The following is a 19,631-nucleotide window of genomic DNA, read 5'->3' as shown; positions in this document are numbered from 1 at the left end:
CCCTCAAGGCGAGCGAGTCGCCGGAGCTCGGGATCAACCGGCTCCGGATGGATGGAGCAGCTACGCCGCGACCAGGCCAGGCGGGCGCTATCGAGTGATTCACCCCAACTATTTGAACTTCGTAGATGAGCTCCTGGGCAAATTCAGCCATTCCAGCCCGCAGCGGGTGAGCAACTCGGGATTGGGACTACGAGTGAGACTAGCGGTGCTCGCCCAGGGCTACGCGGACGGCATCCTCCTCTCGGAGCATGAGGGCAACTTGAGCGCGCTTCCGGAGCGTTATAGATCGCCCAGTCCCATTGCGCTTTTGGATACGAGCCATCCACACGAATTGCGCGTGGCGTTCGGATAACGCAACCCTAAGCAAAGGCATCGATCGCCCCACCCTAAACTTCTGACGCACAACTCAGCTGCCGAGATAGAGAAGCCGCCTGTTTGCACCTGGAAATGGGCGGCACCCATTTATTCGTAGCATTTGCCAACAACAGCAATCGAATCCACGCCAGGGCCAGGCGCCTTCAATCCGTGATGCTGATGCACCAGTCAATGCCAGATGGCGCCATCGGGCAGAGACTCTGGCTGGTCTACCATCAGTAGATAGTCAGGAGCAAGATGACGCTGAGGGTTCGGCGCCGCGCGATAGGCCTGAATGACGTACTGGACCAGCGGGACTTCCACCCCAAACCGAAGACCTTAGGTGCCCCGCATGTACTCCTCGCGCACCATCTGCCGTTGTGCGCCAGTCAGTTGCGGATACTGCCCACCGCTAGGATCACCGATGACGCGCTGTCCTGCCGCGTGCGGGCACCCGGGTTGACTTGGCGATAGGCGCCCCACACCACCGCCGTGGTCATCCAGCACCGCGCCGCACTCGCCGGCCTGGAGGGGACTTCGGCGGACACAACCTGCGCTCGGGCTTCATCACCGAAGGGGCGCACCAAGGCTTGGCGCTGCCCGCCCTGATGGCGAATACCGATCACCGCTCGGTGGCCAGCGCGGCTGGCTACTTCCAGCAGGGCGGCGCCCAGCACAACCCGGCCGCACGGCTGCTCGACGCGGATTGAGCCCGTCCCAGGCGCGCCGCGTCCCGGCACCCACCCACGCCCTTGAAACTGTGAAAGCCATCCCAATGTTGATCGGGAGCTATCAGCTTTCCGGCCCGTGATCGGGGAAGAGTCGCAGTTCCTGCGACAACGAGCCGGCAAGTTGGCAGCGGGGAAGTCGCAGTACCACCTCACCTATCCGCCGGTCGGCACGCGCCCGGCTTGGAGATCGATGCATGGGAACGCAGCACGTAGGCCATAGGGAGCTTGTCAATTTTGCCGACGATCGGGTCAATCTGCCACGCGATAAAGCCAATGAGCTACGCGCGCAGGCGCGTGGACTGAGAGAGCGTCTGGAGACCTACCTAGGGCAGCACCCGGATTTCACCCTTCGAAAGATGATCCTTTCGGGAAGTCTGGCAAAAGGCACCGCATTGCGGTCGCTCAACGACATTGACGTGGCCTGTTACATCAGTGGGGCAGACGCCCCCAAGGACATTGGGAGGCTGCTGGAGTACTTGGCAGAGCGGCTTCGAAAGGCTTATCCAAATTTCAAGCCCGAACAAGTCAAGCCCCAGACTTACTCCGTAACAGTCTCGTTCCAAGGTTCTGGGCTGGATGTGGACGTGGTGCCGATCCTCTATGACGGCGATCCTGACTGGTATGGCAACCTAGTCAGTCAGGATGATGGCTCGTTCTTGAGAACCAGCATTCCCCGGCACCTAGAGTTTGCCAAGCGGCGTAAACAATTGCAGCCTTCGGATTTTGTGCAGGTGGTGCGCTTGGTCAAGTTCTGGGCAAGGCGCATGAAGACGGAAGTTCCCGGCTTTCGTTTCAAGTCCTTCATGATCGAGATGATCCTGGCAAAGCTGTGCGATGAGGGGCGTGATTTCTCCAACTACCCCGAAGCGCTCCAGCACTTCTTCACCTACGTGGCGCAGAGCGGCCTTCGCGAACAAATCGCATTCCAGGATTACTACCCTACCGCCATTATCGCCGCCTTCTCCGAGCCTATGCAGATCATTGATCCGGTGAACGAGAAGAACAACGTGGCCAAATTGTACGGTCACGCGCAGGTCGATGCCATTGTCGAGGCGGCATTGGATGCCGGCGACGCGATTGATGCGGCACTGGCTGCACCGACCAAGCAGGAGACCGTGCGCTACTGGCAAAAGGTCTTCGGCTCTTCCTTCCAAGCGTGAGGGCCCTATGACTGGCAGCTACACACAATCAAGCACCAGCACCTTTACGATCACTCATGCCCGCCACATGGCAGCGAAATTGGCCGCCGACCTCAAGCGTATGCAGCGCTTCTATGGGGCGCCCAGCGATGACAGAATCGCCGCTTATGAGACCGAAGTGGTTGAATTGTTGAAGGCCGGCTATCTGGACACAGTCACCTACGGTTTCAAGCGGGGTGATAACTGGATCGAGCCCACACTGCGCTACACCGCAAAAGATCTTGCAGGCATGTCCGGAATCGATGACGATCCCGGCAAGCTCCGCCCAGGCGCAGATGTATCCGGGGCGAGCTTCTACAACTACCTGACGTATTCCTCTGCCTGGTTCACGCTGTCGGCTCCTCAGCGGGAGTCATTTGAAAAGTCGCTTCCATTTCAGCGTACCGGGGCAGCCGAGCCTGGTATCAGCGGAAGCCTGGTGTCTGACCGCAGCTACTCTGCGGGTGGCAAGGCACTCGACCGCCTCAGTGTCAGGAGCTACTAATGCACTCAAAGCCAACCCTTGACGAGTTGTTTGATCAACGTCGCATCTATCCGGACATCGACGCCCGCACCCGATTGGATCGGCTGATTGGCGTGGACGATCAGAAGGCTCGCTTGTCGAAGATTCTCGGCCTGCTAGTCCACCCAGCTGGCCTGGAATTGTGGGCCAAGCGCCATCACCCAGGTGCCGCAACGCTGCTTGATTCCGTACTGCGCCGACCTCCTTTGGTCATTCTTTCCGGTGACGTCGGCTCTGGCAAAACCGAATTGGCAGAGACTATCGGTGATGCCGTGGCGCGACAGGAGAAGATTGATATCACCTTGTTCCCGCTCAGCCTGGCCACCCGAGGCAAGGGACAGGTTGGCGAGATGACCCAGCTACTCACCACAGCGTTCGACTACGCGCTGGCAGAAGCGACCAAATTGCAAGGTCGCGGAAAAAGCACCGGAGGGGTCATCTTGCTGGTGGATGAGGCCGATGCGCTGACCCAGTCTCGGGAATCGGCGCAGATGCACCATGAGGATCGAGCAGGGGTCAATGCCTTCATCAGGGGTATCGATCGTCTGGCGCAGACGAAGGTGCCCGCCGCCGTGATCATGTGCACCAATCGCCTCAACGCGCTGGATCCGGCCGTACGCCGTCGCGCCGCTGACATTTTGACCTTCAACCGTCCTGATTCAGCTCAGCGACGCTACGTCCTGGAACACCAGTTGCGACCGCTGGGTCTATCCTCCATGCAGATCGAAGGGCTGGTAGAGGCCACTGGAGCGAAGGATGGACAAGAGGTCGGCTTCACCTACTCTGACATCACACAGCGGTTGATCCCCTCGATCGTACTAGATGCTTATCCAGACCGATCGATTGAGAGCAAACGCGCGCTTGAGATTGCTCGCCCAATGCAGCCAACGCCGGCGTTTCAGGATCATGGCTGAGATGCCTTCCCAGCACGCGCCGGGGCGCCGCTGACACTGTTTCGTGTGGCACAGCTGGCTGCCCCACCCCAGTCGCTGCTATTTCACATTGTTGACCAGGCAAGCGCCTGCTGCTGAGTGTATGGAGGTCCCAAGATGTCCCAATGGTCACTTTCACAGCTGCTTTCTTCATTGCATGAGGATGTTCAGCTGCGCCTTGCCACTGTCCGGAAGACGTTCAATCACCCAGGGTCCAAGGGGGATGCCAGTGAGAACGTGTGGATCAGCTTGCTGGATACCTACCTACCAAAGCGCTATCAAGCTGCGAAGGCACACGTGGTGGATAGTCAAGGAAATTTCAGCCAGCAGATTGATGTGGTGATTTTCGATCGGCAGTATTCACCGTTTATTTTCACCTACGAGGGTGAAATCATTGTTCCTGCCGAGAGCGTCTATGCGGTGTTCGAAGCCAAGCAGACAGCGAATGCAGAGCTGGTGGCGTACGCCCAGCAGAAGGTGGCAAGCGTTCGACAGTTGCAGCGCACTAGCCTGCCAATCCCGCACGCGGGTGGGGTCTATCCGCCAAAGGCCTTGATGCCAATTCTTGGCGGGCTGCTGACCTTTGAAAGTGACTGGAGTCCAGCGCTTGGGCCCTCCCTGGAAAGGGCACTGACCGCCAATCCCGGCGACGGGCGCTTGGACCTTGGCTGCGTTGCTGCGCATGGTCACTTCTTCTTTGACCATTCCAAGGATCGCTATCTCTTTGTGAATGAGAACAAGCCCGCGACGGCGTTCCTCTTCAAACTCATCGCCCAACTTCAGTTCAGTGGGACCGTACCGATGATTGATGTTGAGGCTTACGGCCAGTGGCTGACGAAGTGATGGCTTGGTCATGGCAGCTGTTGGGCGCGACATGAGGCATGCCTGCCCGGGTACTCCGCGCTGTTTAGCGAGGAAGCTTGCCTGAGGGAGACGCCTCTAGGCTTCACGCGCTTCGTGCCCAGCTCGAGGTGCACCGAGTGAGGTCGCTGCCTTCCGGCCCGGAGCACGGATGTTTCAACTTGGGGCGTCGCGCGATTAGCTTGTGCACAATCAGCGTCAGCGGGCCAGCGCGAGGCTGGCTGAATCTCTAGCGATGCCGCGACTATCCCTTCCTCCGAGTCCGAGTCCGAGCCCCACCTCGACCACGTGGCGGGGCCGACCTAAAGGAAGAGGTTCGCAACCTCCAATGGCCACCTCGACTGCTGCGAGAGCGGCTCGGCCACAATCATCGATAGCCTGCCGGACAAGAGCATTCCAGTCCCCACAGCATTGATTACGCTCGTTTGAACTACGCCGCCGGGCACAGCCGCTCCATTGGCTTTGCCTCAAATTAGAAGCCGTGCATTGGCGCCGCACCAAATTCATGCACTAGCGTTGTGCAATGTCCAACTACACAGCATTGGCGCGCGCGCGATTGTGGTGCAACACCGCATCGATCCATTGATTAATCAATGAGATACAGAATCATAGTTTTGCGCGTGCAACATGATCGGAAACTGACCGGCCCTTGGGCCGGTTTTTCGTTTAAGGCTGGCCGACTGGTCACGCCCGAGGGTCGCGAGCTGGAACCGCAGGATCTCGCATGGCTGTCGCTCACCGCTGCACAAGCGCAGGAATGGCGCCGAATGATGGAGAGCGGCCGCGCGATCGGCAAGCCCCGGAAACCCTTGTCCTTCAACGCCGCCAGCGTGGTGAACCTCTCCGATGCCTTGGCACATCGCCGGGAAAAGCGGTCATCGATGGCGATGGCTGGCCCCGACGCCGAGCCGCCCGCGGCAGTCCTACCGGTACCGGGGCCGAAACGCCGCCAGCGCGTGTGAGGCGCTTCCGTAGGGGCGCCGCCCCTACACCCCGGCTACAATGCGCGCAGGACGCCTTGGGGGCCGTATGGAACGCGAACGACCGGAGTACCTACAACCCATCCCGCGCACGCGCTGGGAGTTTCCGTGGCTCGGCATGTGGGCAGTTCTGCTGCTGGGCATGGCTGGTGCCGGTATCTGGCTGCATTTGAAGACTGGTGACGCTTGGAATGCACGATTCCAGAGCCACGAACCACCGTCAGTTGTGGCCCAGCCATCGGTGACGACGCAGCCGACAACAGCGGAAAAAGACGCGTTCATCGCCGAGATCAGGGCGCGCCGCGAACGTGCGGAGATCGAGGCGAAATGGACCGAAGTGAGGCTTAGAGAGGTTGCGGCCGAACGTGCCGCTGCGGGCCGATCCAACCCAGCAAATAAGGATGAATATCGCTGCATCAACGGGATCGCGTTTCGGCGAATTCCAGGCGGGTGGGAGAACGTGCCTGGCGCGCCCTGCCCCTGATCATCTACGCCTTGCGGCTTCGCTCGCGCGCGAACGCCCGGTCCATCCATCGGGCAATCCAGTAGTGAATGTCGAGGTATCGGCGCAGGCTCATGGCCGCAGTATAGGCGCCAGCAGGCCTATGCACGCAAGGTGGGCCACGTAGTACCCGTAGAAGGCCCAACGGCCGCGCGGTACCGGCCACGTCGCATGGGATAGCCACCCGACCACGGGAACGGCCGCCAGCGCCCACAGGCTGCCATTGAAGGCGCACAGGGGCGCGAACGCCGCCAAGGTCAGCAGCGGCCGCCCTGTGCGGAATCCCAACCATGCCAGCAGAACGAACCCTACCCCGGCCCACTGGTAGTCCACGAACAGCGGAAACACCGCCGCGGTGAATGCCAGGACAACCCATCTGCGCTGACATGCCGCGTAGACCGCTCCTGCGCAAAGGGCGAACGTGAGCAGAATGTTCAGCGGCAGCCAGTACCCGAACGTCAACGCGTGAACCGGCTGTGCGACCAACCCCCAAGCGCCGAGCCTACGAACGGACTTGCCCACATCTGCGTCTGGCTGGGCGAGGTTGTAGGCCATCACCAGTGCGAACAGCGGAAAGGCCACCCGCCCCGCTTCGCTGAGTCCAGGCACGTACCCGCCATAGATCACCTTGGCAACGTGATCTCCGGTCATCAGGATCACGGCCAACCACTTCAACAGTTCGCGCGCGCTACTGGTCACAGCTTGTTCGGCCCCGGCGCCGTGGTCATGTAGGAATCCGATCGGTAGGACGGCGACTCCGGAAACGTGCCCATGGAGCGCTCGACGTGCTGGGCCACACCACCGACACGCCCCATTGCCGCATCCGGCTGGGATCGACCGGAGTCATCAAATCGCTGCTTACTGCGTTCCTCTGAACGTTCGCGGTACGGGTTGTAGACAGGTCCGTTGCGTGCGAGCGTGCGGCATTCCGGCTGGCTCAGCTCATATGCTGTGCCCTGCTCCGTAAGACAACGGCAGCTGGCCTCCTGTCGCACGCCCTGCGCATCCAGCCCTTCCAGTGACGACATACACACCAACTGCGGATCGGAACGCGCCTGACGTTCATCGAACACCGGCGCAGTCCAGGGCATGGTGCTGATGCGAGGCAGATGGTCCTTGGCGTACGCAGCGGCAGTAGGCCAACGCGGCGCCTCTTCCTTGGCTCCCGCTGGACGGAACGGCGAAGGGGCCGCATCGGCTGACGCCGATTGCGTCCCCTCTTTCCCCTCGCCCCCCGTAAGGCCGGATGAAGTGAGCGACCTATAGGCCAAGTAGGCGAAAACGAGGGCAACAACAACCAGCACCGGCAGCAACATCACCTTGAATGGAATGCGCGCCTTGATCGTGTGGACCTCAGCAGACTTGTACTGGCCGAAAACCTGCGACGGCAGGAGCCGGGTCGTGCGCTGCGCCATGTCACGCTTCGCAAGTGACTTGATTTCCTCGTTCAACTCGCCCCAGCGATAGACGTCGAGCATCTTCGTACCGAAGCGACGAACCACGTGCGCGTGCGATCCGATCAGGCCGCGCACGAACGGATACAGCTGGTTCGGCTGCTGCGTGGTCCATACGAAGTCCAGGCCACGATGCCGATGCTCAGCCAGCTCAAGCACGTGACGCGGCGTCTGCTGGCGAGTTGCGTCATGCAGATGGCCGAACCACTTCCACGCCTCATCGACAAAGATCAGAGACCCATCCGGAACGATGTAATTCCCCTCAGCGTCCTTGTTGTTCCAGTGCCGCGGATCATCCAGAACAGTCGCAAGGCCCGGATCAAGCCCGTCGATGCCAGCGGCGAAGATTGGCCGGGTTGCAGCCTTCGCCTCGGCGACAAGCCGCTCCATCATCAGCGCTGTTTTGCCATTGCCGGGCTGACCAGTAAACAGTTCGATAGGCATATCAGGTCCGCTTCGTCAGTACTGTTTTCACGGCACCCACGGCGAACTTCGCAGTCACCGCCGAGGCAATCATCGTGCAGGCCACGTCGAATTTCATGATGCCCGCATAGGCCACCACCAGTGCGCCAAATTCACCGCCGGGCGCGCCCGCTCGCATGGCCTGTTCCATCTGCTGGATCCACGGGTCTACGAGGAACTCATTGGTTGCCCAGGACAAGCCGAGCCACACCATGGCCTCAGTAACCCACGGGCCCCACTTCGAACGAAAGATTCCGGCAAGGCCGGTGAGAAGCGAGCTGATAAGCCAAGGCATGGTCAGGCGTCCTTCGATGCAACGATGCGGAGAGAGGCAAGCGCGGCGAGGCCCATGACAAAGTAGCCGCCTAGAAACAGCCAGTTACAGAGAGGTGCTGTGTTGATCTGAATTGCGTTGCCGAAGACTTCAATGCTCGGAGGTTGGGGGCACGTTCCGCCCCAGCCGTATCCGCTCGTGTCTGGCGTGGTGGCCTTGCCACCACCGGGTGCCCATGCGTCTGACGCTGGTCGATCAGGCGGCAAAGTAACAGTCCCGCCAGTGCCGGTAAGCGCGTCACGAATCGCCTTAATGTCAGCGTTGTCGCCGCCGCCATTCCCATTGCCCTGCGCCATCTTTTCCAGCGCACAAGCAGACCGCCACTGCATCAGCAGTGCCGCATACTCCATCGCATCGCACTTCTCCCCAGTGCAGATCGGCATGGATGCACAAGTGCCGCCCGCAATATTCCGGTTTTTGCGCGTGTTGCAGTCGATGCGCCATTGAATACGAGCCTGACCGCACATGATCGGCGACCCGCTGCACGATGGCGGCGCGCTACAGTCGTCGCCCCCGCTAAACGACTCTTCGTTCACTGGATCGGGATTGCCGTCGTCGTCGGCGTCCTTCTTGCAAGTTCCGTCCTGGCCGCGCACCTCGCCTTTTGCACACTGGCCGTCGCCGGGAAGACACTTGCCATCAGGGGAACGAACCTGCCCCGAAGGGCACTCGTTCTCTTTCTTCTTGCAGGTGCCATCCTGCTGCTGCGTCATTCCTTCCGGGCAGGGCTCAGGCGCGCACTGACCAAGAGAGTTTGGTTTTGCACCGTTGGGGCACTTTCCGTCGTTGGTCGGCTCGCAGACCCTAAGCAATGCGTTCCAAAAGTAGCCGGAACCCATCGCATTGCAGTTTGACTCTTCATTCGCAGGACAGATGCTGCCGGTTGCCGTCCACGTCTTGCTGCCATCACCGTTGCTATACCACGCACCATCACATCCGTTGCGGCAACCGATGCTCCCGTTCTTCGCGGATCCACTGCTAGCCCAAGGGCCAGTACCCGTGTACTCGGGTTCGGAAGAGCACTTGTTGAACCAGTAGAAGTAGGCACCCGGATTGAACGGACCTTGCTCTACCCCGTTCCTGTCCCTGCCCCAATACAGGACGATGAAGCGCCCATTGCTCGCGCCACCATCACGCTCACACTTCTTACGACTGAACGAAACAATGCTGGTATTTCCAGCGATACTGGGTTGGAAGGCCTCACACTGCGCCTGAGCTTCCGCGACCGAACAGCGTTCAGATTCATTCCGACAGTTCTTGGCCTGAGCGTGAGCGTCACCGAGACCGAGCCATGCCAGAAGCACCGCAATCAGCGCATATGCAATGCGTCTGGCAATCGCGGAAGCAAACACGCGTGCAAGCCAGTGCATTAGCTGAAGTCCACGAAGATGATCGCGCACGCCACCAGCCATGCGCACAGCCAAATCCACCCTTCCATCCCAAGCCCCCTGCCCTGTCCAGGGCGTTAGAAGACCGGGGGGAGGGAGTCGGCCCTGCCCCCCGGTTGCCGTTACATCGCGCGGCGCACCCACTTGTAGACCTTGATGCCGACCAGCACGCCCAGCACCGCGACACCGATCTGACCGATGGGACCCAAGGCCGCGTTGATGGCCGAAACCACAGCGCCCACGTCCACGCTGGTACCACCACCCGACGCGAATGCCGGCGCCGACACCAGCGCAGCGGTACCGACGACCGCCAGTGCGGCGCTCTTGCCCTTCAGGGCCTTCAACATCTTGTGCATGTGTCCTCCTAGGACTGTTCGATTTTTTTGCGAATGAGCCGGAACACGTACGCGACAGCCCACAGGAGCGCGATCTTTGCGCCGATGGCCTGTGCATCCTCAATCGGCAGTTCCGGCAGCAGTGCCGGTTGAGGAATCCAGATCACAGCCGTGCAGGTCCCCGTGGCCGTGTCCAGGTCGGCTTCGCGGCACGCAGGGATCAGCACGGCCATGGCTTACGGCTTCGCCGGTGCGGCTGCGGCCTTCGCCTGCAGCGGAACGAGGTCCACGTAACGCTTCAGGATCAGGTCCCCGTACTGGCTCAGTGCGAACGACTGGGGATCAATGTCGTACTCGCCCGGCGGGTACGGCGGGCGCGAGCCGAGGCCGACACGGAACGGCAGTTCGAAGCCGTTGCCGAAATCGAGACCGACCATCTGAGAACGGATGATCGAGTTGGTCTTGCTGTTGTGCCGTTCTTCGACGGCAGCGGACTTCACGCGGCAGATAGGCATAGTTCTTCCCTCACATAGCGATGGAGTGGTTCACCCTTGGCAATACCGCGAAACCGTCCGGGGTGACCGTCACGGAGGATGCGGCTCTCTGCGAAGTCGGCCCATGAATCGCCGAGCGCTCCGCGAAGGACGTTGAGGAAAGGCCCTACCTGTCGATGCGCCCACTCGATACCGGCTTCGACAGAGGTTTCCACTTGCTTTTGCAGCGTGCGCAGTCGCGTGCACACGCCCGTAATGAGGTTCTGCAAGGCGCTATACGAACCGCGCAGATACGCGCCCGGGTTCAACAGCACATCGAGCGGGATTTCCATGTGCTTGCCATACAAACGCACTTCTGCGCGCACCCAGCGCGATGACGGCAGGCCCTCGGCCTTGCCCTTCTCGTACACGCACAGTTCCTTGTGGCCTTTGCCGCCGACGTACAGCGTGCAGCCGGTGTTGTGGCCTTCATCGGAAATGAAGCGGTGACGGGGCGGGCAACCGCCTTCGGTAAAGCCGCCCTGAGCTGCAACCTCGCGGAGCGCATGCACGTCCAGGCGTTCGCCTTCGTAGTCGTCGTGCGCGCAGTCAACGCGGGTAATCTTGGCGTCCAGCATGGCGCACTGCTTGTAGACACGCGCCCAGTCACGAATCCACTTGCAGCCCATGCCGGTGAGGCTCAGGCACACGGTGCTTTTCTTGCCGCCAATGCCGACACGCCCGACAACCTCGTTTTCCCGGTCGATCAACACCGCCGACTGCTCGTAGAAGTTCCAGTTCTTCTCACGAATCGCACCGGCAACCACTTCGCCACGAAAACCGAAGATGCGGAACAGCAAGAGGTCCAGCTTCTTGCAGTTAACTTCTTCAAGGGCAGAGAGCGGGACCACAATGGTCAAGTAGTCGATGATTTCGTCTTGCTGACCCTTTTGGCCCGTGTTACTCCCCGGGCCAATCTCCGCCGCCGCTCGCTGCCCCTTTTGACCGGGCGAAAGCGGGGAAAAGCCCCCTGCCCCGCCCTCTACGGCCATCCTGAAGCGCGCGCGATCAACGGCCATTGCCTGCCCCCTTTCCACGCAGCACGAACACCAGCGACCAATAGAGGCCGGTAAGCAGCACGCCGCCCAGCACAGCGGCAACAAACGGATCGCGCAGGAGTTCAGCCATGACGGCCACCTTGACGGCGTGACTGGTAGTCGACCTCGTCCCGAGCGGTCCAGCCCGTGGCGGCCAGTTCGGCGCGTGCCTGGGCGACGATGGCTGCTTCGCGTGCACTACGACGGGCAGACTCCCCACGCCGGTCGAGGCACCACGAAACGAGTTTGGCGCTGCCAATCGAAACGGCCACGATGACCGCCAGCAGCACGAAGGCAATGAACGGATCGATCATCCCTCTTCCCCTACCCCAAGCCCCCAAGGGAACCCGCCAGCGGCCTTGGGGTGCCGGTGGCGGGCGTATGCGATCCCGCATACGGGGCCGATGTATAGTTCTCCGAATACACCCTGTCAACGGAATCGTGTACATGGACGCCGTCAACCAGCTGCTCGACCAAGCCCGTGTCGGAACAAATCTCCCTTCAGACAATGCTTTAGCTCAGCGCATGGGGGTCACGCGCGCCGTCGTCTCGAATTGGCGACAGGCCCGGAATCCGATCCCTGATGAGCGAATTGCGCAGCTTTGCGCCATGGCAAAGCTGGATGGACCGGCATGGACGGCACGCATCCATGCGGAGCGCGCAGCATCCCCAGCCGAGCGCGCGATGTGGAAATCGATGTTGGACAGGTTGAGCGCGGTCGCCGCAGTGTTGGCGCTGGTAGTGTTGGCAGCACCAGGCGCCGCCCGCGCTAAAGCCATTGATTCACAAGGCTTTTCCGGCTCGGATCAGCCGCATTCTGTATATTATGTTCACACTCCTGCAGCGGTGGCTGGCACGGGTCTTGCCCAGTCCCCGGCTCCGACGTTGACATGGAGCCCGATCAATGCGTGCCCTGAAACGACCGCCCCTTAGGTCGGCTTTTCGTTCAAGTGCGGTCGACTGGTCACCCCCAAAGGGATGCGAGCTGCTGCTGGAAGATTTCGCGTCGGCCATCGTGGCGGAGACTTTAGGCCGTTCTTCGTTGTAGTCACGCCGCAATCTTTCGGTACTGCTCCTGGCATGGAGCAACGTCGGGAACCAATGCTCGTTCAGACAATCAACACGCAGCCGCCCGTTGAAGGACTCAACGTAAACGCATTGGTTCGGCTTGCCGGGCTCGATCAGGCGCTGGGCAATTTCCTTCTCGTGAGCCCACGCCACCCTCGCCACGTCGATGGCCACCGCCTCGTGGGGGGCGCCGTTCTCGAACACCTGCTCGGCCAGCAACTTCTTCAGGCGTGTGTTCTCGGCCTCCAGGTCCTTGAGCCGCTTGGCGTCGGGCACGCTCATGCCACCGAACTTGCTGCGCCACGCGCTACTCAATCTCGGAGGGGGAGCGCAGCTCGGCATGGAGCGGGGAGCAGCCCTCCCCTACCCTCAATATATCGGGTTCTACCCCGTTTTCACGGACACTTACAAGAAGGCCGATTCAGGCCATGAGGAGTGTTCATGTCAAAGCGTAGGAAGTTCGGTGCCGAGTTCAAGCGCGGTGCGGTTGAGCAGGCGAACCAGCCCGGCATCAGCTGCGCCCAGGTGGCCCGGGAGCTGGGAATTCGCGACAACCTGCTAACCCGCTGGAAGCGCGAGGCGCAGAATCCAGAAGCGGCCGCTTTCGGCGGCGCTGGTCAGAAGGCGCCGCTCACACTCAGTGACATCTGGTCGATCAGGCGCGCCTACAGCTTGCAGGAGGTGCTCGTGACCTAGCGCTGTTCAACCTGGCGATCGACACAAAGCTGAGAGGTTGCGATCTGATCAGCCTACGACTGCGAGACGTATCGCATGGTGCGGTCATTGCTAATGAGGGCTATCGTATTGCAGCGTAAGACCGGAACGTCGAAGCGAACCACCTGCTGTCCAAGCCCAGCAGGAACCGCGTCAGCAAAAACATGGTAAAGGCCCGGCTTCGGGAAGTTCATCGCCACCCGGAAGCGACCATCCGGCTCCGGTTTGCCCGGATGCTCGTGCAGGAAGCTGGAGAAGTTGCTGTCGGTTGCCAGAACATGCAGATCCTGCGTCAACTCCTCTTCGAACTTCGTTATGCGCTTACCCGTGGTCTTTTCGGAGAATGTGATAAGTAACTCGCGGGAAAGAGGGCCCGTTTTTTCAATGGAAATTTCGGCAGTCACCTTCTCGGTTGATCCCGGAAGTGCGAAGTGCCCTCTCAGCGCTCTCTCGGACGCCGCGGATGGCAGCGCGGTCGTACCGATGGCGGCCATGCCGAATGCAAGAAGATTTTTGATGAACATGGGGATCTTTCTCCATAGAAAATTGACCAGCTGCGTGCCAACGACTGACCGTGGCATCCGGCCTCGGCCGGCCTCGCCAGATCAGATGTGTGAACGTTGATTGCCTGGCTAATTGGCACATCAACTACTTTCAGCGCTGACAGCGTGGCAATGTCAATACGATCCATGGAAGCCTTTCTTTTCCATCTGCTTGGATTCATGTTCGGAGAATGCGGGTCTCAGGCGACGTCCAGTTCCCGCCTCCCCTGCTACCGCGGCAGTAGGAGTATTCGTCGCGACGTCATGAGCTGCAGAGTCGATAGTCAAACGGAATACGCAGGATCTTCCTATCATCTCCCGGTCCCGAAATGCTCGCTTGCAATGACGCTCCATCACGCCGGTACTCGATGCGCTTCGGGAAGTCATTCTGCAGATTCTCGAGCACCACCCAGTTCGCGCCGTGCTCGGCAATGACGAACGTGGTTGCCGCCACGCCATTTGGCTGCACATGCAGGCCAGCCGCTTTGCCTGCAGGCACCAGACGCATGTACTCGAATGCCTCCATATCGCCGCAGCTCAACGTGCGCGACATACCAAGCAACGCGCCGCCTGCCTCGGGCAGCCAGACCTCATCAAGCCTGCGCTCCTCGGTACCGCCACACCAATGCCCGGCCAGCCAGTCGAACCTGGCCGGAGCAGCGGTGACTGCACTGCTTCCCAACGCCAGCCCTGCGCCCAGCACCACCAACGTCGACTTCAACATACCCTGACCTCCTGGATCGGTTGGACGCAGGCTAGCGCCCCAGCCCCGGGGACGCTTGTAAAAATGCGCAGGATGACGTCCGATGCGGCATGGACTACCGCGAGCACCCTGCCACCGACGACCTGCGCCGTCATGTCCAGTGCCTCTGGTGGCTGCGGGACGAAGCCCCAGGCCATGAGGTGCAGGTCATCTATCCCGATGGCCGGTGCGAGTTGCTGGCGGAACTTGGCGTGCCGCTGCATCTGCACGGGGCAGATGGCCGGATCCGTTCCGATCTGCCGTTCTGTTTCGCCGCACAGCAATGCGGCCCGATCCGCCTGCGGGCCGTCGGCCCGGTGTTCTGCATCGGCGTGCGGCTGCAGCCGGCCGCAAGCGCCTTGATCGCCGGTGCCCGCCTGCCCGGTCTTCGCGACCAGGCACCGGACCTGTACACGCTGGATGCCTCCTTTGCTGAGACCTTCAGTGCGGCCGCACGCGCAAGCGCGGCAAGCAGTACGCCCGAGCCGTTATGGCAGGTGCTGCGGGAATGCTGTGCCAGTTTCACCCTGGACGAGCGCATCGAACAGGCCGTTGCGGAGCTGGATGCAGCGGAAGGCGACCTGCGCATCGCCGAACTGGCGCGGCGGCTTGGCATGTCCCTGCGTGGCTTGCAGTCGCGTTTTCTGGCGGCCGTGGGCATGACCCCGAAAGAATATGCCCGAGTATGCAAGCTGCAGGCTCTGTTGCACACGTTGGATGGAGAAGCCACCAGCATCGCCTCCGCCGCTGCGCGCCACGGCTACAGTGACCAGGCCCATGCCACGCATGACCTGGTGCGATGGACCGGCGTCACGCCCGCTCGGCTGGTCCACGCGCTGCGCGGTGATCGCGGCAGCGACGATGCACTGCGGCTGGCTGCCGCCTTCGTGCGCGGAAGCAGTAGCGGCCAAGCACGATAGCCGGACCCCACCCTCCTGCCCTGCTCCAGAGCCGACTCCATCAGCCAGCGCTTCCCGCCACCCGGATCTGCTCCCCCAGCTCCCGGATACGCGCTTCACCTGCCTCCAGTGCCTGCGGGCTGGTATGGACCGAGTAGTAGCCTGTTGCCAGCGGATACGGATGCCGTGCTGCGGTACCGAACACGAACTCGGTGTCCTCGCGGGCGAAGAACGCGACCTCCTGGCCGCCTTCCTCGAAGACCACCAGTTCACCTGCACCGATCGCTTCGGGTACACGCAGCGAGCCCACGCTCACCGCGGTCCAGGCCACGTCATGTCCCGGCGGCGGTTGGAACCGCCACGATTCTCCCGCCCGCAGTTTCACCGAAAAGTAGTTGATCGGTGCCGGGGCATCGATGGGGCTGCGGGCCGTGCCGTACGCTCCCAGCAATACGGTCACCGGGCCTGCGCTGCGGATCTCGCCAGGAGAGAAGTAGCGGCTGAAGGGCGCGCCCAACTCCAGTGCGGGCGGCAGCGCAAGCCACAGCTGGAAACCGCGCAAGCGATCAGAATCACCGAATCCGCCGCCGTGCCATGCGCCACTGCCGGCCTGCATCCACTCGATCCAGCCGGCCTCGATACTGCCCTGGCGCCCCTGGTCGTCTTCATAGTCGACGGCCCCTTCCAGCAGCCAGGTGAGCGTGGCGATGCCCGAGTGCGGATGCAGGCCAAGCGCAGGGGCTTCGGCGCGCGAAAGATCGCGGGCGTCGATGAGATCGAGGAGGACGAAGGGCTTGAGACGTTCGCCCAGATCGGAAGGGCTCACCAGCCGGGTGATGGGCCCGTGGCTGCGGCCGCGGGTGCGATGCACGATGCGGCGCACGGAGGCGACCGGAGAGATCGCGGTGGATTCGGAAGGGTGGACGGCGAGCATGGCGTGGTCTCCTTGGAAGCAGGTTTCGAACGTCGCGACGACGTCCTACGCTCAAGGTAGGCACTGAGCACTCATGGCAGTAGCCCGCCAGTTCGGATTTCATTCCTCCATCGTTGGAGCAATAGCTGCCACGCGTGGAAGCGGCAGCGCCTCCCGCTCAGGTGCTTACCAGTTGCCCTGCATCAGATGGGTCGTGGCGAAGTCGACAAACGCGCTGGCGGCGCGTGGCAACTGCCGCCGGCTCTGGTAGACCACGAACAGCTCCAGGCCATCAATACGGTAGTCGGGCAGCACCTGGACCAGCGTCCCTTCCCGCAGCGGTTGCGCCACCATCGCCTCGGTCAGCAGCGCGATGCCCATGCCGGCCACGCAGGCCTTGGTCAAGGCAAAGGCCGAGTTGGCGCTGAATCGCCCGCGCACTTCGACCTCGGCGGGTCCATCCGGCCCCATCAAGCGCCACTGCGTGCGCCCTGAGCCCGAGGGCACGGCGATGCAGTCGTGCGTGGACAGGTCCTCCAGTGCGCTGGGCGCTCCCCGTGCCTCCAGGTAGGCCGGGCTGGCCACCAGCACGGCACGGTTGTTGCCCACCCGGCGCGCGATCAGTGTTGGCCCGGTGACTGCACCTGCACGAATCGCAACATCGATGCCGTCAGCGACCAGGTCGGCGCGCGCATCATTGAGCACGAACTCCAGGCGCACCCGCGGATGGGCCTGCAGGAATGACTGCACCCACTCCAGCTGGAACCAGTTGAAGAAGTCCACCGGCGCGGCAACGCGCACCTTGCCCACCGGCACTTCACTACCCTCGGAAAGCTCCAGGGTAGCGTCCGCCAGCGCCTCGATCTGCTCCACGCTGCGCGCGTACAGGCCCTCACCTGCATCGGTCAGGGTCAACTTGCGGGTGGAACGATGCAGCAGCCGGACACCCAGCTGCGCCTCCAGCTGCTGGATGCGCCGGCTGGCGGTATTGGAGGGCATGCCGATCCGGCGGGCGGCCTCAGCGAAGCTGCCGGCCTTGGCCACCTGTACGAACAGGGCCACATCATTGAGATCGATCACCCGCGGTCTCCATGCAGACGACCCCCGGTACGGAGGCCCCTGCATTGTGTTGCAAATGGTGTCGCCGCGCTCGGCGCAGCGCCCTTCCCTCATCGGGCCTTGCGCGCATCCAGGCTGAACCGGCCTGCGCCGTTGGCGGCCAGCATCAGGAATGCACCAGCAATGGATACATTCTTGAGGAACATGATCATCTGCGTCTGGTCAGCGACGTTGTTGTGGAACAGGAAGGCGGTAGCCAGGGTGAAGCCCGCCAGCAGAACGGCGACGATCCGGGTCTGCCAGCCGGCAATGATCGCCAGCGCGCCACCGATCTCCGCCAGGATCACCAGCGGCAGCAGCAGCGCGGGAACACCAACCGAGGCCATGTACCCCGCCGTGGCCTCGTAGGCGCTCAGCTTGCCGAATCCCGACAGCAGGAACAGTGCGACCAGCAGGAGGCGGCCGAGCAGTTCGACTGCGCCCTGCAGGCGGGTGGAGGACGAGGCACCAAAGGTGGTTGTGGAATAAGTGGACATGTCTGCATTTCCGGGAGGCGTGTTGAAACAAGAGGGACGGTGGCAGCGGCAGGAACGACGACATCATCATTGCCAGCGGGACGCACTCTAGGCGCCCCTTCCACCGCCCACTAGCCGCCCCAGGGGGAATTCACCCGTCCATTCATGGACGAATCCACCCACAGCGGGATTGCTCCCATCCGTGGACGAATGAAATCCGCTGCAATCGGCTAGTGGGGCCCAATGCCCCGAAATAGAGTGCAGCCGTGGCCCATGGCAGTGCGTTCGCCGGGCCCGTCCTACCCTTCACTACGAGAACCGCCATGAAGCTCCTGCACATTGATTCCAGCATCCTGGGCCAGCAGTCGGTCAGCCGCCAGCTCACCGCCCAGCTCATCGAAGCTGCCCGCAAGCAGCATGGCGACGTGAACGTGACCTACCGCGACCTCGCCCTGGCACCGGTCGAACACCTTGCTCCGCCCCACCTTGCCGCTGCCCAGGGCGCCCCCATCGAAGTGGATGCCCTGCAGCAGGACGTGGCGCTCGGTGCCGACGATCTGGATGCCTTCCTGCAGGCAGATGTCGTCGTCATCGGAGCACCGATGTACAACTTCAGCATTCCCAGCCAGCTCAAGGCCTGGATCGACCGCATTGCGATTGCCGACAAAACCTTCCGTTACACCGCACAGGGGCCGGAAGGCCTGGCGGGCGGCAAGCGGGTGCTTATCGCCTCCACCCGCGGCGGCATGTACGCCGGTGATGTGCCGGGTGCGGCCATGGACCACCACGAAACCTACCTGACCAGCCTGTTCGGCTTCCTCGGCGTCACCGACCTGCAGTTCATCCGGGCCGAAGGTCTGGCAATGGGCGACGATGCGCGTGCACAGGCACTGCGGCACGCCCAGCAGGACATCGAGCGCGTCTTCGCCTGATAGCTGTGCCGTCGGCGATACACATCGCCACGGCATTTCAATGCCATTCCGCCCGACGCACCGAAGCCGATGGACAGCGATATCGCTGTCTACAGGAACCGGTGCATCACATATACATCAACCAACCCCAGCGACAGATGCCGGAACGCCGCAGGTAGCGTACCGACCACGGCGAAGCCCAGCTTCCGATACAGCTCAATCGCTGGCGCATTGGTACTGACCACGTAGTTGAACTGCATGGCCAGAAAGCCTTCCGATCTGGCTCGATCAAGACTGTGCTCCACCAGCGCCCGGCCAATGCCGCGACCTTGTACCCGAGGATCGACCACATAGGTGGCGCTGGCCACATGCGCCCCCAGGTCCGGGTAGTTGGCGCCCATCTTGTACATTCCGACCACGCGCCCTTCCAGAACGGCCACAAAGGCCGCCTGCACTCCGAACCAATGGCTCCGGAAGGTGCCGGCCTCGAAGGTGACGGCGAACGGGAGCGAATCCTCCATCGTAATGGCCGCCTTGAAGATCGCCCACATGGCGTCGAAGTCACCGGCGGTGGCAGCTCGGATTTCCATGCGATTCCTCGCGGATCGGCGTAGTGGGCAGGCGGACACTAGCAGAATCCAGCAAGCGCCCCGTACCCGCTTCA

General features: G+C 61.9%; 23 protein-coding genes and 5 pseudogenes. 11 read left to right on the top strand and 17 right to left on the bottom strand.

Annotation, left to right across the window (positions count from 1 at the left end):
* Positions 1–855: 855 nt before the first annotated feature.
* The 7 genes and pseudogenes from ACZK3J_RS11080 to ACZK3J_RS11050 all read left to right on the top strand — a co-directional run.
* Positions 856–1,064 (top strand): annotated as a pseudogene (locus ACZK3J_RS11080) (integrase); the annotation flags it as partial.
* Between the two features lie 215 nt (positions 1,065–1,279).
* Positions 1,280–2,245 (top strand): CBASS oligonucleotide cyclase, encoded by a 966-nt coding sequence (locus ACZK3J_RS11075; RefSeq protein WP_026070609.1) that lies wholly within the window; start codon positions 1,280–1,282, stop codon positions 2,243–2,245.
* 7 nt (positions 2,246–2,252) lie between these two features.
* On the top strand, positions 2,253–2,768 hold the full coding sequence (locus ACZK3J_RS11070; protein ID WP_026070608.1) for an HORMA-1 domain-containing protein: 516 nt from the start codon (positions 2,253–2,255) through the stop codon (positions 2,766–2,768).
* Positions 2,768–3,700: an AAA family ATPase gene (locus ACZK3J_RS11065; RefSeq protein ID WP_478476942.1), complete on the top strand. Its 933-nt coding sequence runs from the start codon at positions 2,768–2,770 to the stop codon at positions 3,698–3,700. Before ACZK3J_RS11070 ends, ACZK3J_RS11065 begins: the two co-directional genes overlap by 1 nt.
* Positions 3,701–3,835: 135 nt before the next feature.
* Positions 3,836–4,561: a DUF6602 domain-containing protein gene (locus ACZK3J_RS11060; protein ID WP_026070607.1), complete on the top strand. Its 726-nt coding sequence runs from the start codon at positions 3,836–3,838 to the stop codon at positions 4,559–4,561.
* Positions 4,562–5,172: 611 nt separating this feature from the next.
* Positions 5,173–5,541 carry a DUF3653 domain-containing protein gene (locus ACZK3J_RS11055; RefSeq protein WP_478476941.1) on the top strand — a complete coding sequence of 123 codons (369 nt, stop codon included), beginning with the start codon at positions 5,173–5,175 and terminating at the stop codon, positions 5,539–5,541.
* Between the two features lie 67 nt (positions 5,542–5,608).
* A complete protein-coding gene (locus tag ACZK3J_RS11050; protein ID WP_478476939.1) occupies positions 5,609–6,043 on the top strand; it encodes a hypothetical protein in 435 nt (144 codons plus the stop codon).
* A gap of 90 nt (positions 6,044–6,133) precedes the next feature.
* Here the strand turns inward: ACZK3J_RS11050 and ACZK3J_RS11045 are convergent, their stop codons facing one another.
* The 9 genes from ACZK3J_RS11045 to ACZK3J_RS11005 all read right to left on the bottom strand — a co-directional run bounded on the left by ACZK3J_RS11045 (position 6,134) and on the right by ACZK3J_RS11005 (position 11,918).
* Entirely contained in the window at positions 6,134–6,712 is a 579-nt protein-coding gene (locus tag ACZK3J_RS11045; protein WP_239508834.1) for a TraX family protein, read from the bottom strand.
* 44 nt (positions 6,713–6,756) lie between these two features.
* Positions 6,757–7,959, bottom strand: coding sequence for a zonular occludens toxin domain-containing protein (locus ACZK3J_RS11040; protein ID WP_164078448.1), 1,203 nt, complete (start codon positions 7,957–7,959; stop codon positions 6,757–6,759).
* Between the two features lies 1 nt (position 7,960).
* On the bottom strand, positions 7,961–8,272 hold the full coding sequence (locus ACZK3J_RS11035) for a DUF2523 family protein (RefSeq protein ID WP_001145882.1): 312 nt from the start codon (positions 8,270–8,272) through the stop codon (positions 7,961–7,963).
* A 2-nt stretch (positions 8,273–8,274) separates the two neighbouring features.
* Positions 8,275–9,741: a virulence factor TspB C-terminal domain-related protein gene (locus ACZK3J_RS11030; RefSeq protein ID WP_239508826.1), complete on the bottom strand. Its 1,467-nt coding sequence runs from the start codon at positions 9,739–9,741 to the stop codon at positions 8,275–8,277.
* 80 nt (positions 9,742–9,821) lie between these two features.
* Positions 9,822–10,046, bottom strand: coding sequence for a major capsid protein (locus ACZK3J_RS11025; RefSeq protein ID WP_430769818.1), 225 nt, complete (start codon positions 10,044–10,046; stop codon positions 9,822–9,824).
* A gap of 17 nt (positions 10,047–10,063) precedes the next feature.
* Entirely contained in the window at positions 10,064–10,267 is a 204-nt protein-coding gene (locus ACZK3J_RS11020) for a hypothetical protein (protein WP_065184837.1), read from the bottom strand.
* Positions 10,268–10,270: 3 nt separating this feature from the next.
* Positions 10,271–10,549 carry a single-stranded DNA-binding protein gene (locus ACZK3J_RS11015; RefSeq protein ID WP_279940644.1) on the bottom strand — a complete coding sequence of 93 codons (279 nt, stop codon included), beginning with the start codon at positions 10,547–10,549 and terminating at the stop codon, positions 10,271–10,273.
* Complete coding sequence (locus ACZK3J_RS11010; protein ID WP_478476937.1) at positions 10,531–11,586, bottom strand: replication initiation factor domain-containing protein; 1,056 nt, start codon at positions 11,584–11,586, stop codon at positions 10,531–10,533. The genes ACZK3J_RS11015 and ACZK3J_RS11010 overlap by 19 nt, the downstream gene beginning before the upstream one ends.
* Before the next feature lie 101 nt (positions 11,587–11,687).
* On the bottom strand, positions 11,688–11,918 hold the full coding sequence (locus ACZK3J_RS11005; RefSeq protein WP_164078435.1) for a hypothetical protein: 231 nt from the start codon (positions 11,916–11,918) through the stop codon (positions 11,688–11,690).
* A gap of 127 nt (positions 11,919–12,045) precedes the next feature.
* On the opposite strand from ACZK3J_RS11005, the pseudogene ACZK3J_RS11000 reads away from it, so the two are divergent.
* Positions 12,046–12,354, top strand: a pseudogene (locus ACZK3J_RS11000) (DUF3693 domain-containing protein); the annotation flags it as partial.
* A gap of 276 nt (positions 12,355–12,630) precedes the next feature.
* On the opposite strand, the pseudogene ACZK3J_RS10995 reads toward ACZK3J_RS11000, so the two are convergent.
* Both ACZK3J_RS10995 and ACZK3J_RS10990 read right to left on the bottom strand, forming a co-directional pair.
* Positions 12,631–12,831: pseudogene (locus tag ACZK3J_RS10995) on the bottom strand (integrase core domain-containing protein); the annotation flags it as partial.
* Positions 12,832–12,858: 27 nt separating this feature from the next.
* Positions 12,859–12,975 (bottom strand): annotated as a pseudogene (locus ACZK3J_RS10990) (transposase); the annotation flags it as partial.
* Between the two features lie 138 nt (positions 12,976–13,113).
* On the opposite strand from ACZK3J_RS10990, the pseudogene ACZK3J_RS10985 reads away from it, so the two are divergent.
* Positions 13,114–13,290: pseudogene (locus ACZK3J_RS10985) on the top strand (transposase); the annotation flags it as partial.
* 131 nt (positions 13,291–13,421) lie between these two features.
* On the opposite strand, the gene ACZK3J_RS10980 reads toward ACZK3J_RS10985, so the two are convergent.
* On the bottom strand, positions 13,422–13,910 hold the full coding sequence (locus ACZK3J_RS10980; RefSeq protein ID WP_478476936.1) for a hypothetical protein: 489 nt from the start codon (positions 13,908–13,910) through the stop codon (positions 13,422–13,424).
* Positions 13,911–14,190: 280 nt separating this feature from the next.
* The gene (locus ACZK3J_RS10975) at positions 14,191–14,652 is read right to left on the bottom strand and encodes a DUF6265 family protein (protein WP_478476933.1); all 462 of its coding nucleotides are present in this window, start codon (positions 14,650–14,652) and stop codon (positions 14,191–14,193) included.
* An 89-nt stretch (positions 14,653–14,741) separates the two neighbouring features.
* Between ACZK3J_RS10975 and ACZK3J_RS10970 the strand changes: the two genes are divergently transcribed.
* Complete coding sequence (locus tag ACZK3J_RS10970; RefSeq protein WP_478476931.1) at positions 14,742–15,590, top strand: helix-turn-helix domain-containing protein; 849 nt, start codon at positions 14,742–14,744, stop codon at positions 15,588–15,590.
* A gap of 40 nt (positions 15,591–15,630) precedes the next feature.
* On the opposite strand, the gene ACZK3J_RS10965 is transcribed toward ACZK3J_RS10970, so the two are convergent.
* The 3 genes from ACZK3J_RS10965 to ACZK3J_RS10955 form a co-directional block, all read right to left on the bottom strand.
* The gene (locus ACZK3J_RS10965) at positions 15,631–16,503 is read right to left on the bottom strand and encodes a pirin family protein (RefSeq protein ID WP_478476929.1); all 873 of its coding nucleotides are present in this window, start codon (positions 16,501–16,503) and stop codon (positions 15,631–15,633) included.
* Positions 16,504–16,668: 165 nt separating this feature from the next.
* A complete protein-coding gene (locus tag ACZK3J_RS10960) occupies positions 16,669–17,562 on the bottom strand; it encodes a LysR family transcriptional regulator (RefSeq protein WP_049463363.1) in 894 nt (297 codons plus the stop codon).
* An 89-nt stretch (positions 17,563–17,651) separates the two neighbouring features.
* Entirely contained in the window at positions 17,652–18,077 is a 426-nt protein-coding gene (locus tag ACZK3J_RS10955; protein ID WP_049463362.1) for a DoxX family protein, read from the bottom strand.
* 302 nt (positions 18,078–18,379) lie between these two features.
* Here ACZK3J_RS10955 and ACZK3J_RS10950 point away from each other — a divergent pair, with 302 nt between their 5' ends.
* The gene (locus ACZK3J_RS10950; RefSeq protein WP_134950580.1) at positions 18,380–18,988 is read left to right on the top strand and encodes an FMN-dependent NADH-azoreductase; all 609 of its coding nucleotides are present in this window, start codon (positions 18,380–18,382) and stop codon (positions 18,986–18,988) included.
* A gap of 89 nt (positions 18,989–19,077) precedes the next feature.
* Here ACZK3J_RS10950 and ACZK3J_RS10945 read toward each other — a convergent pair whose 3' ends face one another.
* Complete coding sequence (locus tag ACZK3J_RS10945; protein ID WP_049463360.1) at positions 19,078–19,557, bottom strand: GNAT family N-acetyltransferase; 480 nt, start codon at positions 19,555–19,557, stop codon at positions 19,078–19,080.
* Between the last annotated feature and the right edge of the window lie 74 nt (positions 19,558–19,631).

The organism is Stenotrophomonas sp. 86428_Sma (assembly GCF_056481585.1).
Note: the sequence above shows the minus strand (reverse complement) of the source record. Positions and strands in the feature narration are given on the sequence as shown.

What these genes read in the sequence shown, in the direction of transcription:
- ACZK3J_RS11075 (WP_026070609.1), top strand. Translation starts at nt 1,280, where the DNA reads ATGGGAACGCAGCACGTAGGCCATAGGGAGCTTGTCAATTTTGCCGAC.
- ACZK3J_RS11070 (WP_026070608.1), top strand. Translation starts at nt 2,253, where the DNA reads ATGACTGGCAGCTACACACAATCAAGCACCAGCACCTTTACGATCACT.
- ACZK3J_RS11065 (WP_478476942.1), top strand. Translation starts at nt 2,768, where the DNA reads ATGCACTCAAAGCCAACCCTTGACGAGTTGTTTGATCAACGTCGCATC.
- ACZK3J_RS11060 (WP_026070607.1), top strand. Translation starts at nt 3,836, where the DNA reads ATGTCCCAATGGTCACTTTCACAGCTGCTTTCTTCATTGCATGAGGAT.
- ACZK3J_RS11055 (WP_478476941.1), top strand. Translation starts at nt 5,173, where the DNA reads ATGAGATACAGAATCATAGTTTTGCGCGTGCAACATGATCGGAAACTG.
- ACZK3J_RS11050 (WP_478476939.1), top strand. Translation starts at nt 5,609, where the DNA reads ATGGAACGCGAACGACCGGAGTACCTACAACCCATCCCGCGCACGCGC.
- ACZK3J_RS11045 (WP_239508834.1), bottom strand. Translation starts at nt 6,712, where the DNA reads ATGACCGGAGATCACGTTGCCAAGGTGATCTATGGCGGGTACGTGCCT.
- ACZK3J_RS11040 (WP_164078448.1), bottom strand. Translation starts at nt 7,959, where the DNA reads ATGCCTATCGAACTGTTTACTGGTCAGCCCGGCAATGGCAAAACAGCG.
- ACZK3J_RS11035 (WP_001145882.1), bottom strand. Translation starts at nt 8,272, where the DNA reads ATGCCTTGGCTTATCAGCTCGCTTCTCACCGGCCTTGCCGGAATCTTT.
- ACZK3J_RS11025 (WP_430769818.1), bottom strand. Translation starts at nt 10,046, where the DNA reads ATGTTGAAGGCCCTGAAGGGCAAGAGCGCCGCACTGGCGGTCGTCGGT.
- ACZK3J_RS11020 (WP_065184837.1), bottom strand. Translation starts at nt 10,267, where the DNA reads ATGGCCGTGCTGATCCCTGCGTGCCGCGAAGCCGACCTGGACACGGCC.
- ACZK3J_RS11015 (WP_279940644.1), bottom strand. Translation starts at nt 10,549, where the DNA reads ATGCCTATCTGCCGCGTGAAGTCCGCTGCCGTCGAAGAACGGCACAAC.
- ACZK3J_RS11010 (WP_478476937.1), bottom strand. Translation starts at nt 11,586, where the DNA reads ATGGCCGTTGATCGCGCGCGCTTCAGGATGGCCGTAGAGGGCGGGGCA.
- ACZK3J_RS11005 (WP_164078435.1), bottom strand. Translation starts at nt 11,918, where the DNA reads ATGATCGATCCGTTCATTGCCTTCGTGCTGCTGGCGGTCATCGTGGCC.
- ACZK3J_RS10980 (WP_478476936.1), bottom strand. Translation starts at nt 13,910, where the DNA reads ATGTTCATCAAAAATCTTCTTGCATTCGGCATGGCCGCCATCGGTACG.
- ACZK3J_RS10975 (WP_478476933.1), bottom strand. Translation starts at nt 14,652, where the DNA reads ATGTTGAAGTCGACGTTGGTGGTGCTGGGCGCAGGGCTGGCGTTGGGA.
- ACZK3J_RS10970 (WP_478476931.1), top strand. Translation starts at nt 14,742, where the DNA reads ATGGACTACCGCGAGCACCCTGCCACCGACGACCTGCGCCGTCATGTC.
- ACZK3J_RS10965 (WP_478476929.1), bottom strand. Translation starts at nt 16,503, where the DNA reads ATGCTCGCCGTCCACCCTTCCGAATCCACCGCGATCTCTCCGGTCGCC.
- ACZK3J_RS10955 (WP_049463362.1), bottom strand. Translation starts at nt 18,077, where the DNA reads ATGTCCACTTATTCCACAACCACCTTTGGTGCCTCGTCCTCCACCCGC.
- ACZK3J_RS10950 (WP_134950580.1), top strand. Translation starts at nt 18,380, where the DNA reads ATGAAGCTCCTGCACATTGATTCCAGCATCCTGGGCCAGCAGTCGGTC.
- ACZK3J_RS10945 (WP_049463360.1), bottom strand. Translation starts at nt 19,557, where the DNA reads ATGGAAATCCGAGCTGCCACCGCCGGTGACTTCGACGCCATGTGGGCG.